The organism is Lachnoanaerobaculum sp. Marseille-Q4761, from assembly GCF_017565785.1.
In the GTDB taxonomy this organism is placed as follows: domain Bacteria; phylum Bacillota; class Clostridia; order Lachnospirales; family Lachnospiraceae; genus Lachnoanaerobaculum.
Window position 1 is genome coordinate 1 of sequence record NZ_JAGEKB010000001.1, and the last position, 14,556, is coordinate 14,556.

Annotated in this window: 16 protein-coding genes and 2 pseudogenes; 6 read left to right on the forward strand and 12 right to left on the reverse strand. The window is 32.1% G+C overall.

The window, feature by feature from the left end:
• The 7 genes and pseudogenes from J4O15_RS00005 to J4O15_RS00035 form a co-directional block, all read right to left on the reverse strand.
• A pseudogene (locus J4O15_RS00005) lies at positions 1-513 on the reverse strand (hypothetical protein); the annotation flags it as partial.
• A gap of 66 nt (positions 514-579) precedes the next feature.
• Positions 580-1,548, reverse strand: coding sequence for a hypothetical protein (locus J4O15_RS00010; RefSeq protein ID WP_208099247.1), 969 nt, complete (start codon positions 1,546-1,548; stop codon positions 580-582).
• The gene (locus J4O15_RS00015) at positions 1,523-1,993 is read right to left on the reverse strand and encodes a hypothetical protein (protein ID WP_208099248.1); all 471 of its coding nucleotides are present in this window, start codon (positions 1,991-1,993) and stop codon (positions 1,523-1,525) included. The genes J4O15_RS00010 and J4O15_RS00015 overlap by 26 nt, the downstream gene beginning before the upstream one ends.
• Positions 1,994-2,183: 190 nt before the next feature.
• The gene (locus J4O15_RS00020; protein ID WP_208099249.1) at positions 2,184-3,005 is read right to left on the reverse strand and encodes a hypothetical protein; all 822 of its coding nucleotides are present in this window, start codon (positions 3,003-3,005) and stop codon (positions 2,184-2,186) included.
• Positions 3,006-3,394: 389 nt separating this feature from the next.
• Positions 3,395-3,805, reverse strand: a complete 411-nt coding sequence (locus J4O15_RS00025; protein WP_208099250.1) for a hypothetical protein — start codon at positions 3,803-3,805, stop codon at positions 3,395-3,397.
• A gap of 160 nt (positions 3,806-3,965) precedes the next feature.
• A complete protein-coding gene (locus tag J4O15_RS00030; protein WP_208099251.1) occupies positions 3,966-5,336 on the reverse strand; it encodes a M56 family metallopeptidase in 1,371 nt (456 codons plus the stop codon).
• Positions 5,337-5,343: 7 nt separating this feature from the next.
• Complete coding sequence (locus tag J4O15_RS00035; protein ID WP_243761903.1) at positions 5,344-5,724, reverse strand: BlaI/MecI/CopY family transcriptional regulator; 381 nt, start codon at positions 5,722-5,724, stop codon at positions 5,344-5,346.
• 557 nt (positions 5,725-6,281) lie between these two features.
• Between J4O15_RS00035 and J4O15_RS00040 the strand changes: the two genes are divergently transcribed.
• Positions 6,282-6,650 carry a plasmid mobilization protein gene (locus J4O15_RS00040; protein ID WP_208099252.1) on the forward strand — a complete coding sequence of 123 codons (369 nt, stop codon included), beginning with the start codon at positions 6,282-6,284 and terminating at the stop codon, positions 6,648-6,650.
• Entirely contained in the window at positions 6,650-7,717 is a 1,068-nt protein-coding gene (locus J4O15_RS00045) for a relaxase/mobilization nuclease domain-containing protein (RefSeq protein ID WP_330638557.1), read from the forward strand. Before J4O15_RS00040 ends, J4O15_RS00045 begins: the two co-directional genes overlap by 1 nt.
• 254 nt (positions 7,718-7,971) lie before the next feature.
• On the opposite strand, the gene J4O15_RS00050 is transcribed toward J4O15_RS00045, so the two are convergent.
• Positions 7,972-8,424 carry a hypothetical protein gene (locus J4O15_RS00050; RefSeq protein ID WP_008749950.1) on the reverse strand — a complete coding sequence of 151 codons (453 nt, stop codon included), beginning with the start codon at positions 8,422-8,424 and terminating at the stop codon, positions 7,972-7,974.
• 151 nt (positions 8,425-8,575) lie between these two features.
• Here J4O15_RS00050 and J4O15_RS00055 point away from each other — a divergent pair.
• A pseudogene (locus J4O15_RS00055) lies at positions 8,576-9,100 on the forward strand (transposase); the annotation flags it as partial.
• A 111-nt stretch (positions 9,101-9,211) separates the two neighbouring features.
• Here the strand turns inward: J4O15_RS00055 and J4O15_RS00060 are convergent.
• Entirely contained in the window at positions 9,212-9,355 is a 144-nt protein-coding gene (locus tag J4O15_RS00060; RefSeq protein ID WP_008749952.1) for a cyclic lactone autoinducer peptide, read from the reverse strand.
• Positions 9,356-9,778: 423 nt separating this feature from the next.
• Between J4O15_RS00060 and tnpA the strand changes: the two genes are divergently transcribed.
• From tnpA to tnpC, 3 genes are all read left to right on the forward strand, one after another.
• Positions 9,779-10,138 carry an IS66 family insertion sequence element accessory protein TnpA gene (gene tnpA, locus J4O15_RS00065; protein ID WP_009219591.1) on the forward strand — a complete coding sequence of 120 codons (360 nt, stop codon included), beginning with the start codon at positions 9,779-9,781 and terminating at the stop codon, positions 10,136-10,138.
• Positions 10,132-10,488, forward strand: a complete 357-nt coding sequence (gene tnpB / locus J4O15_RS00070; protein WP_208099253.1) for an IS66 family insertion sequence element accessory protein TnpB — start codon at positions 10,132-10,134, stop codon at positions 10,486-10,488. Before tnpA ends, tnpB begins: the two co-directional genes overlap by 7 nt.
• 89 nt (positions 10,489-10,577) lie before the next feature.
• A complete protein-coding gene (tnpC, locus tag J4O15_RS00075; protein ID WP_208099254.1) occupies positions 10,578-12,110 on the forward strand; it encodes an IS66 family transposase in 1,533 nt (510 codons plus the stop codon).
• Between the two features lie 193 nt (positions 12,111-12,303).
• Here tnpC and J4O15_RS00080 read toward each other — a convergent pair whose 3' ends face one another.
• The 3 genes from J4O15_RS00080 to J4O15_RS00090 all read right to left on the reverse strand — a co-directional run bounded on the left by J4O15_RS00080 (position 12,304) and on the right by J4O15_RS00090 (position 14,539).
• Positions 12,304-12,774 carry a DUF5071 domain-containing protein gene (locus J4O15_RS00080; RefSeq protein WP_008752351.1) on the reverse strand — a complete coding sequence of 157 codons (471 nt, stop codon included), beginning with the start codon at positions 12,772-12,774 and terminating at the stop codon, positions 12,304-12,306.
• The gene (locus tag J4O15_RS00085; RefSeq protein WP_208099255.1) at positions 12,758-12,973 is read right to left on the reverse strand and encodes a hypothetical protein; all 216 of its coding nucleotides are present in this window, start codon (positions 12,971-12,973) and stop codon (positions 12,758-12,760) included. Before J4O15_RS00085 ends, J4O15_RS00080 begins: the two co-directional genes overlap by 17 nt.
• Before the next feature lie 66 nt (positions 12,974-13,039).
• Entirely contained in the window at positions 13,040-14,539 is a 1,500-nt protein-coding gene (locus tag J4O15_RS00090) for a leucine-rich repeat domain-containing protein (RefSeq protein WP_111525208.1), read from the reverse strand.
• Positions 14,540-14,556: the final 17 nt, after the last annotated feature.

Here is a 14,556-nt window from a genome sequence, read left to right on the forward strand (position 1 = left end):
CTGCTTAATACCTAAGTATAAAAGTCTTCCGTCTTTGCTTTTCCAAAAAGAACGCACCTTTAAAAGATCCACTACTTTTTCAAAGCTTTCCCCTTCAACGATCCAATGTCCCAACTGAATATATCCGGTACTTTTATCAAGTCTATAATCTAAATCTTTTAAAACAGGTTCTTCCTGTTTTGATATGCCGAGAATGTAGCAATATCCGTCATTTGAAAGGCGACCCCAAAACTTATAATCATTTTTTATAGGTTCCGTATAGACTGATAAAAGATCCTGTTCCATATCTGTATAGTTTATTTCAGGAGTTTCCATCTCCATCGGGAATATAAGACTTTCCAATTCCTTTACTTCTGTGTCAGTAAGTTGATTATCCGTAAAATCATAAACTAAGGCTTTTGATTCATCAACATTTATAACGGTAGAACTTTGGGTATTTTCTAAAATCTCCTGTTTAGAACATGCAGTCAATAGAACTATAATTATTAAGGTATAAAGCAAAAATGACTTCATCGTATAGTACCTCCTGTAAAAATCTCCGAAGAAAAATATCTATTTATCCTCAGAGATTTAATATAATTATTCTATTTCTAATGTTTCTAAATCTCCTGAAACTGCATCAACATAATATTGTTGATTATTTTCTGAAACAAGTTTTACACTCAAACGGTATGTCCCATTTTCTGTTTTTTTGTACACATACTCACAACTGTCTATTTCAGGTGCCTTAAAATTTAATTTACTATCTAAAATTTCTTCTGCTTTACGAATGGTTATAGGTTCAATAATCTGACTGCTATCAATTTCACTTATCTCTGACCATCTGTCTATTACAGAAAATACACCATCTGAATCTGAACACACTGTAAAAAAGTTGTCCTCAAGTGGAATACCCCTATATTGTTGCTGATATGTAGAAACAACACCTATATTATTTTCTTCTCCATCAGAACCATCTTCTTTTATTTCGGTTTCCAATAAAGCATAATTGTTTATTATTGCATTGCTTAGATTACTGTCTATTCCAAGATTTTCAATAATAACCGCATTATTATTTTGAGCATCTTCAAGTGCTATCGAATCCAACTTATTTTCCCTCAGATTAATTATCTTTGCCTGTGCATCATCATCTAAGGAAGCTACATGACAACTATCTCCTAATACTGCGGTATCTAAATCTAAAGTATCTTCAGACACTTTGATTTCATAAGGAATTTCTCTATTAATAAATGAAGCTGCCCTGGATGTAGCACCTGTACCGTTTATATTTTTTGAAGTATATCGGTAAACAGTTTTTGATGAAGGCGATGCCTCAAAGCTTCCTGGAAATCCCGGCAAGCGATAATATTCCATTCTGTTTGTTTTATATCCCAGTACAATCCATTTCCCACTAGATTCATATGCTATATTTGCCTGCTGCCATGAATACCTAACAGAGTTTCCTTGTGATGAACCTCTTGTTTCATTGGCAAGCCTGAAAAATTCATTCGCTATTTTTGTATCATTTGATGAAGGAGCACTTTCATGATAACCGGCTAATACCTTCAAACCTGAATTTTTTCATTATCTCTGCCCATTTACCACGCAATCCATTTCCATTAAACTGATAACAAGCAGCTATTATAGCAACTTTTAGATCATATGTATTTTTCCACTTATCAGCAGCATCAAATGTATTGAACCATTTTGAACTATTGTGAGTAATATTTAAAGTTGCATTATTTCCGTTACTACCGCCATGACCACTCCAATAAAGCACATTATAATTTTTTGCATTGATAAAATCATTTTTATCGGCAATAGTAATACCTTTGTCACTATAGCCTTTAGCTGTTACAGCATATCCTTTAGAGCTTAAGTTACTATAAAAAGCTTCAACATCGCCTGCATTAGCAGTATTGCCTTGACATACCTCAGCACTATATGCATAAGAGGTAATGCTGCTAAATCCCATAAATATACAAGTCGCAAGTGCTATAATTTGTTTTTTCATATCGAACCTCACATTTTAAAATTGATCAAAAATGTACTTACTACAACTAAAATTTACAAACTTTTCTTAGGTTATTATCATCAAGATTTTCTAAATATCCGTTTATACTTATTCTGAAATTATATAAAGTCAGTACATAACATTAAGTATGACAACTATCTTATGAAAATGTACTGACTTTAACTAAATTTTATTTTAATTCCACATTGATGTCTTCAAATTCATTCTGCTGACCTACTTGAAGATGTAATGTATCATTATTAATAATATTCTCTTTCTTATATATCAATACTTTATTATCTTCCTGCCAGTAAACTCCCGGACCTGTCCTTTTCCCTTCACTGTCTACTGCCAAAAACATATTTTCATATACATTACCGGTATCTTCTGATAAATATAGTGCGATATATTCCGGATAGAAAACAGCTTTTTCTATTAATACAGACTCGTCCTTAACTTCAATACTCTTATTAAGAACTCTTTCTTCTTGTTTTTCTCTGTTGGGTGAAAAAGTATATTCTAATCCATCTATCATAACTTTTATCGAATCATTACCTTCAATATTACATATACTTAAACACAACCTGTCTTCTGAATCAAGCCAATATCCAAAATAACAGTTAGGTTCAACCTTTATATCAATATTTTCAAGGTCATCACTGTTATCACTTGCTTCAGAATTTAAATCGGCATAATTTAAATAATTACCGGTATTTGTATCTTGCTTTTTGAAAGCCAAGCTATATATTGGATCACTGCCTGATACATCTGCAAGTTCCAAGCGAATGCCCTCAGAATTTGTTTCTGAATATATATCCTGAATTTCTTTTTCAGTTTTACTTTCATCTTCAACGCTTATTGTTTCTTTAGTACTCTCAACCATAGCACTTGAATTAGTAACTGAAGGCAGATTTCCGGAGGAGGCTTCAGCGGAAGTACAGCCATAAAGTATTGGAATAATAAACAGCAAATATATTATATTAAAATTTTTCATAGGATTGATTTTCATCATATTTCCCATCTCCTTCCCTATATTTTAAATCCTTTCTTATGCAGTAGTAATGGACTAATATTTATCTATTCTCTGACGTATTCTATGCATATACTGACCCACTAAGTACTACTATGTATTTTTTTCATATATCTTTATTATTTCTTGGTACCACTCTATATAAATACTCTACTGCTTTGGCTGTAGATTTTTTTTGTTATTACTAATTGTGCAATTTAGACTATTAACAGACCATTCATAACCGTCAGAAACTTTTTCTTCTGTGTTTGCCGTAGCGAAAGATATATAACACCTATTCTTTTCATCCTCTACATCAGAATTAATACTTGAACTAATTCTTCCTTTTCCAACACGCCTGCTGGCTACAACTTTGCTTTTGAAGATGCAGTTTAATAAGCAAAGTTATCTGTTTCCAAGGTTGAATACTTGTCACTGTCTTCATCCAAAGCTTTATTAAATTCTTCTTCCGAAACCTCTGTAAATCCCAGTACATATATTTCATCAGGTTCTGCCGCCAAAGCACTTATATAATTATAAAATTCTTCTGCATTCATGTCTGCACAAGCCTCATCTTCCGGTATAAATTTATCACGTTGTGAAGAATCAGACACTTCAACTCCCAGTGCTTCTATCTTTGCCCAGTATTCATCTTCTGTAAGAACTTCTCCATTTACTACAAAAGTATTATCAGTTGCTTCTATTCCTTTACTGTTTGTTGAAGCTTGAACAGCCTTCAACCCCCAGAATAATGACAGTGCAAGTACACTGCATATAGCAACACCTTTTAATATCTTAAACATACACTTCTCCTTAACATTATATTAATTTTTACATCTATCAATGTATCAAACACGCTATGTTGAATGTAGTGTGGCTGGTATAGCCCTTTATAATCAATCTCCGCTTTTATACCTCATAGGATTGATTTTCATCATATTTTCCATCTCCTTTATATATACTTTACCTCATATAACTATTTATTTTAGCTCTATATTTCAATGAATTTGTTGACGCATTGAGTATAACAACCTCATACCTGCTATTATTTTGTGCGTTAACTGTTAATGTCGCATCTCCGTAACACGCTCTATTATAAATAGTATTCCCATTTTGATTTATTATAATGTTGTACATCACTCCACCATAAGACGATGCATTACTTATCTTCACTGTAAAGCCATTGTGATTCGGTTGTGTCCAAGATGCCATATTAAACTTATAAGATTTATGTGCTAAACCTTCTAAAGTTGCATTGTCATCTATATTAGCAGAGTTTAACTCAATAGGAGGTATCTCTTCTAAAGTTAATTGCTCATATTCCTCCTCTGTTATTGCCCTTACCATATCATCTTCTAATACTTCTTCTTGAAAAAAATCTCCCTTTTCAATAACTGGGTTATTTTCATTCACACCTATATCAGCAAATACCGTCATAGATAAAGCAATCATTAAAATCAAAGTACAAATTCCTGACAATCCTCTTTTCCACTTTTTCATAATAATCATCCTTTCTTTTGTCGGGTGTAATTTTAAAACCGATTTTTCCTGTATTTCTTTTAATTCTACAAGCCGCAGCATAGATAAACAGTATTCTTTTCTATTTTTAATAGTATCACCCACTCTTTGAATAACCAGCTTATCACAAAGCAGCTCTAAGTCATCCTCCATATATCTTGATGCCACAAGAATAAATGGATTATACCAATGTAGGCAAGCAATCAAATTTTTTATATGGGTAAGTACTATGTCAAATTTTTTAATATGAATCATTTCATGTATTATCACATATTTTAATAAACTATTATCTTCTAATACTTGACTCTGTATTATTATCTTAGGACAAATCACTCCATAGGTAATAGGCACTTTAATACTATCATTTATGTATATCTGCACCCGTCTTTTCAATCTGAAGCTATTAACAAGTTCCTCTATTCTACTATCCAGTTCTATCCGTACTGAGTTCCTTAGTGCTTTATTTCTCTTTGTTACTTGGACTCCTGTATATATCAAAAGTATACTTGTAACCATTAATTGATTTAAATTAGATAAGATATATCCAACTTCTTGCACAAACATTTTTATATAAATACTTATCAACACAAATGGTTTCAGTAAATATTGAAGTATTACATATTTCTCTAATCCTTCAATTTGAATTAAAATAGAAAATGGAAAAAGCAAATAAATAAAAAGTATTGACCATAAAATAATGTCTGCCCATTTAATGCTCTTAACATTTAATGTCTTTCTTGTTAAAAGTACCAACATTATAATAAAAGTGCTCTTAATACTTCTTTCCAAAGTCGAAACTATTACGAATTCCACCATCCCGTCACTATTCCTCTACTTCAAAGTTATCTATAAAATCTCGCATCTCCTGTATATCTTCTTCGCTCACTTTTTTTTCACTTAAAAAAGCACGACAAACATTAATTATAGAACCTTGAAATAACATCTCGATTGCTTCTTTTCTTTGCTTTTTTAATGCTTCTTCCCTTGAGACAACAGGTTTCAAGGTATATTTGGGATATCGTCTTGTGATTGCACCCTTCTCAAGTAACCTGCCAAAAAAAGTATAACAGGATGTCTTCCCCATACCATGCTTTTCATATAACAACTTCGATAGTTCCAATGCTTGAATTTCTCCATTCTTATCTAAGCATTGCCCCTCCCACAACATCTCCATTACCATTAGTTCTCCATGTGAAAGCTCCATTTTTACTTTCTCCTTATTAATATTTCGTTTTATTTTCAATATGAGTATATAATATCTCTGAGTAAAATTCAATATCAAAAATATTTAGATGTTGAGTTTTATATTTTGATAAATACAATAATATTAATAGTTATACCTAATTTTCTTTGTAAAAATTCTCTAGGGATTTCATTTAGAAGTCATATTATCTGGATTTCCGGATAATTTTAGCAAGCACAGTAAGTGCATATGCACTTACGAAAATTTGACTTAATCCTCGCTTTCGCATCGGGCTCTTTCAGTCAATTTTTGCTTGTTGGGGAATATCCCCAAACCCCTGCATAAACAACTTCTTTGACTTCATCACCTAAGTAGTTTTTGAAAAAGTTTTCACTTCTTTCATTGAAGCTTACTTTCAAAAATGTTATAATCTTCTTGTAGCTTATATAACTATTTTATCTCTCTACAGGAGATTTCTGATTTAGAAATATACTATAAAACAAAACCTGTAAGTCAAGCTTAGTACTTGATTCTACAGGTTTTTTCTTTTGTTGTTTTTAGGATTTGGAGGTTTTGACATGGCAAACAGAGTAAGAACTCATGGCATTTATTTAATGCTTTCAGATGATGAACTAAAGGTTTTGGAGAAAAAATATAGGCTGTCCGGTTGCAAAACTTTGCGTCAGTTTATTATGAAATGCATCATAGGCAAGGATATTTTTGTATTGGATATGACAGCTTTTAGGGAACTTTCCGCAAGTATCGGTAGAATAAACGGCAGCATAAATCAGATTGCAAAGCGGGTAAATTCCACCGCAGTGATTTATAAAGATGACATCCTTGATATACAAGAGCTACTAAAAAAGCAGGGGAAAGATATTTACTCTCTGCGAAAAAAACTATATGACCTTGGAAATTTAGAAACCATAAATATGGAGGAAATCTGATGGCTGTTACAAAGATTCATCCCATAGAAAAAACTTTGCACTTAGCCCTAAACTACATCATGAATGCTGATAAGACCGATGAAAAAATTCTTATTTCTTCTTTTAACTGCAATACTAATACGGCTCATCTTGAGTTTGAGCAGACGAAAAGAGGATGTAATTCCAAAGCAAAAATATTGGCAAGGCATTTAATTCAATCTTTTGCTCCCGGAGAAACCACTCCTGAGCAGGCACACAAAATAGGTCTTGAACTATGTGAAAAAGTCTTTCAAGGAAAGTATGAATATGTACTCACTACCCACATAGATAAGGGGCATCTTCATAATCATGTTATATTTAATAATGTAAGTTTTGTAACAGGTAAGGCATATCAAAGTAACAAAAAAAGTTATCATCAAATCAGAACTGTCAGTGATGAGATTTGTAAGGAAAATGTTTTATCTGTCATTGATGAAAACTATAAAAAATTCAAGAACAGATATTCCACAAACGGTAAAAGCTATATTGAATATATGGAATTTAAGAAAGGCAGTTCTTGGAAAAACAGACTTCACCTTGCCATTGATAAAGCAATTCTAAAGTCCGGTACTTACGAAGAGTTTTTAAAAGCAATGGAAGATTTAGGATATGAAATTAAGATTGGAAAGTATCTTTCATTCCGCCATAAAGACAAAAAAGATACAGAAAGATTTACAAGGACAAAGGCAAATGTACTTGGAGAAGATTATACCAAAGAGCGAATTAAAGAAAGAATTGAAGATCCGACCAAACAGCAGATTTATAATAAAGAACAGCTTTATAACAAACTCTCTTATAAAAAGCCGGATACTATTGTAAATATAAAGAACAATGAAAAGGTAAAATCCTCAAAAGGTTATGAAGTGTGGGCAGGTAAACATAACATGAAAACAATGGCTTCATCCTTAAACGAAATGAGAAGATATGGCATAAACACCTATGAAGAACTGGAATTAAAATTAAAGAAGGCAGCTTCAGACAGACAACAATTATTAGATTGGATAAAGCAAGCTTTTATTTCCTTTATTTTATCAACAAAGTCATCATAATCTGCTGGAAAGTCAAGTGCATCAATATCTTCAATAACTGAATATGAATCGCCAACTTGTAATGATTGGTACTCTGTACTTGTGTTTTCTTCATCAGCATAAATATTATTAGTTATTGGGATTGCAATCATAAAACAACTTAAAGCCGTTACCATAATTTTGCTGATATTTTTCATATAATCATTATTCCTTTCAATATTAATTTTAAAATTATTATCTAACAAAATATTTATCATAGATAAAATTTGCTTTGTCTATAATCTACTTTCTCCATGATATACTTCTTCTGCAGTATCACTATTGACATCAACTATTACTTTATCAACATTCTCCTTAAAATTAGGGATATTAACAAATATCTCTGAAGATACTTCATCATCGCTGTAAACTGGAATAGCCTTTAAATTAATTTTTAATATACTGTTCTCATATGTTATCACATTTACTTTGAGCTTTGAATAAAAGATAATATCTCCATAAGTTCGATAATAAAAATTGTAATTATCACTATTATTTATAATATAATACCTATTATCAATAAGTTGCTTAATATCTACTTCAAATTTATTTTGTTCATAATACAAAATAGAACCATTATTTTGTGTTTTTTCACAACCTGATAAATATAAAGCACTTAATAACAAAATTAAAAATAAACTATTCTTATAGAATATCATAATTACACCCACTAATCCTAAATTATTCATAGCATAGCTATGTCTGCGGCTGAAAGCCACATAATTACTGCATTTACAAAACTTTCTTACTTTCACCTAAAAAGTGAATAGAAAAAGGATCTCTTTCTTGGTAAAATTAAGGTGTCAAATCAAAACAATGCCAAGGAAAGGAAGTCCTCTTATGTCAATTTTAAACACTATTTCACTTGAAAGCAACAAGAAAATTAAAATAAATTTTAACGGTGGAAATCTCTCTTCTGATGGAGGGCTGCTCCTCATCAAAGAATTTGCTGCAAAGGTAGGTCTTATAAAGCTTGTGAAAAAGCTCTTCAAAACCAATGACCATACAAACAGCCGTATTCATACAGATTCTGATAACCTTATGCAGATGCTCTACCAAATTATAGCAGCCTATTTTGAGGATGATTGTGCAGATGAACTGACTAATGACCCGGTATTAACATCTATTTTGGAAAAAGAAGCCTTGGCTTCTCAACCTACACTATCTCGTTTTTGGAATAGAATGGACAACGACACTCTTACACAACTTGATTCTATAAATGCAAAAATGCGTGATATTGTCTATTCTATTAAGGCTCCGGAGCACATGTTGTTTGACCTTGATTCTACACTGCTTAACACCTACGGCAAGCAGGAAGGCGAAGGTTTTAACTTTCATTATCAGGCTCACGGTTATCATCCACTACAGCTCTTATCATTTGTGTTAATCCAAATGCATAAATTTCCTTATCATCTTCCAGAAAAATATTATTTTCGATCACATATTGTATGATTTTTTTGATAGCCTTTCCATAACTTAAAATTTACGCAACTTTTTCACTTTGTCAGGTAACTCAGGCTGATGATAAATAAAAGCACACGCTGAATTTGCATTAAAAAGTGCAAATACAAATGAGCATAGAGCAATGCCTTTACTTATTAGCAATAAATACTTTTTCATAGTTAAATCCTCCTTTCAATATTCTTTTAATAAGTTACGCTTTGGATTATACTAAATAATGATGTACTGTGCGAAAAATGTAATGAACTGTATGGTTATTTGTAATGAAATGCATTTTTTATAAAAATAATAATCCCCATACTATAAATATTTTTATTTACACAAAAAGCATTAATATACCGCAAATATCTCCATCCAAATAATGCATCAATGTGAATAAAATGTCTTTCTATGAAATAGTTGGGCTGTATGTTGATATAAATATTAAAGGGAAGTAAATTCATAAAAATTCAAAGTTCAAAAGTAAGCGCCTTATAAGATAATGCCTTATATCCAACCAATAATAATGAGATAATATGTACCAACAACTGTATAGTACTGTTTAGTTATAGCAGTGTATAGTAATGCAAGTTGGAGGTACTTATGGATCAAATAACAAAAGTTAAAAAGCGTTTAAAACAAGAGCAATGGAAAGCACTTATTAAAGAATGTCAGTCCAGCAAAATGACTGTCTCCTCTTGGTGCAAGGCAAATGGCATATGTGAACAAACCTATTACAGAAACTTAAAGCGCCTTCGTGAACAACTGTGTGCAACACTTCCCATTTCTTCAGAATCCTTGGAGAAACCGGCTATTTTTAAAAAGATAGATATTATGTCATCTTTACCATCTACAAATGCCAAGATTATTGTTCACTTATCAAATGCAACTGTTGAGATTTGCGAAGGAACATGTCAGCAAACCATTCAGGCAGTACTGTCTGCACTGAATAGCATATGCTAGGCGACATTAGTGTTGCGGAGAACATTTACATAGCTTGTGGCTACACAGACATGCGAAAGTCCATTGATGGTCTTACAGCTATGGTTCAGCAACAGTTTCAAATGGACCCCTTTAATTCAGCACTGTTTCTTTTTTGCGGAAAGCGGTGCGATCGTATTAAGGCATTACTTTGGGAAAAAGATGGTTTTGTGCTTTTGTATAAGCGTTTAGAGAATGGTAGTTTTCGATGGCCACGCCATGAAAATGATTTGAAATCTATTTCCCGGCAACAGTTTCGGTGGCTGATGGAGGGACTTTCAATAGAGCAAAAATCAGTAATTCTTCCTGCCGGGAAGGGGGCTTTTTGTTAGATAAAATATATATAAAACCTTAAAAATATTGGAATTTTGTCACTTTTTATGGTATAATTGTTTCAATAAAACAATAAGGGATGTATAAAATGCAAAACAAAGATGCTTATATAGCACACCTTGAAAACACAATAAAGGACCTTCAAAATCCAGTAAAAAATCTTACTGAAATGCTTTCAATAATTCGTAAAGGTAAATTTGCGTCTTCAAGTGAGAAGACTTCTAAAAAGCAGTTTGAAGGTCAACTTTCTTTGTTTAATGAGGCTGAGGTAGAGGCAAATGCCGATGTATCTGATCCCATTGAAGAAGATGTAAAGGGGTATAAGCGCAGAGCATCTAAAACAAAAAGAGATGAGATTTTAAAAGACCTCCCTGTTCGTGAAGTAGTATGTACCCTTGTTGAAGAAGACCAATACTGTGGTAATTGCAATACAAAGCTTAAAGTCCTTGGCACAAAATTTGTCAGGGAAGAATTAGAGTACATTCCTGCAAAACTTCGAATTGTTCGCTATGTTCAAACTGTATATGAGTGTCCCAAATGTAAGCATACAGCTTATCCTTATATAATGAAGGCACCCACACCTTCATCACTGATGAACCATTCGTTGGCCTCCCCAAGCTCAGTGGCCAATGTCATGTATCAAAAGTATGTGAACGGTATTCCTCTTTATAGGCAGGAGAAAGACTGGGAACAACTGGGAATCGCCCTCAGCCGTTCCACTATGGCAAACTGGATAATCCGTTGCAGTAAGGATTATCTAAAGCCCCTAGTATCTCATCTGCACAAAAAGCTCCTTGAGCGTGATATAGTGCATTGCGATGAGACAGTTGTTCAGGTGCTTAAAGAAAAAGACAAGGCACCACAGACAAAGTCTTATATGTGGCTATATAGAACCGGAAATGACGACAAGCCATCCATAATTCTTTATGATTATCAGCCTTCAAGAAATGGTGATCATGCAGTGGAATTCCTGAAAGGTTTCAAAGGATACTTTCACTCTGATGGATACTCCGGTTATAATAAACTTTCTGATATGATCAGATGTGGGTGCTGGGCCCACCTTAGGAGAAAGTTTATAGAAGCGATTCCATCTAAGAGTTCACAGGATGCATCACTCACCCTTGCTGAAATCGGAAGGAATTATACTGTGATCAGCTGTTTCACATTGAAGACAGCCTTAACTGAAGAACGATATAGTAAGCGCCTGGAGTTGGAAAAACCTGTTCTTGAGGCTTTTTGGTGTTGGATTGATTCCATAACGGCATTAAAAGGCTCTGCACTTGGAAAAGCTCTTGTTTATGCTAATAACCAGCGTCCATATATGGAGAATTATCTGCTTGATGGAAGATGTTCTATTTCTAATAATGCTGCCGAGAATGCAATTCGTCCGTTTACAGTAGGTCGCAAGAATTGGCTTTTTGCAGACACTCCCAAAGGAGCATCTGCAAGTGCAGCTGTCTATAGTATTGTAGAGACAGCAAAGGGAAACGGCTTGAATGTCTATACCTACTTACAATATCTTCTCATGTATATGCCGGATACACAGTGGCAGTCCGAACCTGAACTTTTAGAAGATTTAATGCCCTGGTCACCGGATGTAAAGGAAGAATGTAAGCAATAAACAAATAAACTATGGTGCCCTTTATTGGAGCACTTTTTTATTTGATTTATTATCTCATTTAGTTTAATAAAATATAAGGCATCATGTTATTGGGCGCTTACCCCTCTTTTATCATAACTATATTTTCTATTAGGATATACTCCTTTTTGTTCTTCAAATTAATCCTATGTATTATTTTATAATACTAAGAACTCTAAAAATCTCTATACTTTAATAAATCATAAGTTTCTGGATTTTTAAAATCCTGTTGTTTTATATTATCTTTTTCCATAAGTCTAGCTATTCCTGCTATCCACATTTCATCATCATCTCTATATGCAGTCCATAGTGCTTGCTCTACAAATGGTACTAAATCAGTTTTCTTATAGGACATAAGTGATGAAATAGTATATCTAAATACTGGCCAGTTTACATCTTGCAAAAACTCTATTAAAAATGGTATGTATTCTATTCTTTTAACATAGCTCATTCTTTCTATAATATATAAAATATTAACCCATAAAAATTTAGATTTATATCTCCTTGTGTTAAAATAAGTTTCTAAATTATCATCCTCCTTTTCTAATAAAGAGGCTAATTCACATAATTTCTCATCTCTTATATACTCATTTACATAAATATTATACTCTTCTTTACTAATTAAATTATCAATCACTGCTGACATTACATGGTCCTCCATTATCTCTTATAGATATTGATGCTAATATTTTTGTTAAGTAGTATGGATTCTCTTTTGCTGTTGGCCTGCTATTAATCCATTCCATCATCTCCAAAGGATTTACAGGTCTTACAGAAACATGATTTGGTCTATCTATAACTGCCTCTAGTACCCCTGTTGCGTTGACTGCTTCCATAGTTATCATAGTGTACTTATCTGCAATATCACCCTTACTAATCTTAATTAAATACTTGTTATCTAAAAAATAAATTCAATAAAATACTAAATCTATTTTTGGTCTATAATCAGGATAATAATATTTCCCCTTTAAACTCTTAGGAAGTTCTATTCTCTTTAATGAAAGACATTGTGCAATAGCCCATAAATCCATATCCTCCACTTTCTCCGGTATTCTTAAAGTTTCAATACCACAAGCAAAAAAGGCATATTCTGATATTGTTTTAATATTTTTTGGTAATTTTATTTCCTTCAAATTGCTGCATAAATCAAATGAATGTCCGTTTACAGTTGTTAATTTACCATCTTCTTCAAACTCAACTTTTTCTAAATTATGACATTTAGTAAATGTATATCTTCCTATATGATCTACACTCTTAGGTATATATACCTCTTTTATACTCTCTGCATTATTAAATGCACTTCCTGCTATTAATCTTGTTCCGGCTTTTATCTCTATTTTCTCAGCACTTTTACCTGTATATTCAAGTAAAATATTTTCTTTGTACTTACAGCCATATTCATCCTCTTTTATACTATCTAAATACTTAGTTCCATAAAAACTCCCTCCTTTAATATCTATAATACTAGAGGGTAAATTAATTTCTACTAAATTATAACAATCTTTAAATGCTCCATAAGATATTTCTTCCAATCCGGCTGGTAATACTACTCTTTTTAGCCCTGAATTTAGGAAAGCATATTCTCCTAAATATTTAACACCTTGTGGTATAATTACTGACTCCAAAGTTCTACAACCTTCAAAGGTACTATCTTCTATTTCTATAAGTCCAAGTGGTAAATCAACATTTTTTATTCTTATGTTATTAATAAATGCCTTTGCTGCAATAGCTTTTGTAGAATCTTTTATCTTGACATATTCTTTAGTATCATTTGCTTTTAAGAGTAAGTTCCCTAAATAAATGCAACCATACTCATCTGGTTTAAGACTATTTATAAATTCTGTCCCCTCAAATATATTTTCACCAACCTTACTTACACTATCTGACATCTTAACTTCTCTCAAATTAGTACAGTTTTCAAATGCAAACTCGCCAATACTTTCAAGACTGTCTGGCAGAATTATTTTTTTTAAATTTTTACACTCGGCAAAACTTGAACTTCCTATTTCATTTAAGGTATTAGGCAGTTCTATATATTTTAGTGTTTCACAGTTATAGAATGACATATCCCCTATACTTTCTAAATTTGAAGATAATTTAATTTCTTGTAATTTTTTACATTCAAAGAATGCATAATTATCTACACTATTAACTGTTTCTGGCAGATTAACCGATTGCAAATTATCACAACTAGAAAAGGCAAATGCTCCTATACTAACTACTCCATAAGGAATATCAAAATCTACAATATCAGATTTCTTTTTAAAAATACCATCTTTTATTCCAATAAATGTATTATCCCTTACAACTATCTTATATTCTAAGTTTGTAATAATTAAATATAAAACTATCAAACTACAAATCAATAATGTTAGAATCACATATTTCGTTAATATTTTATTTTTTACCATTACTATTCACCTTATTA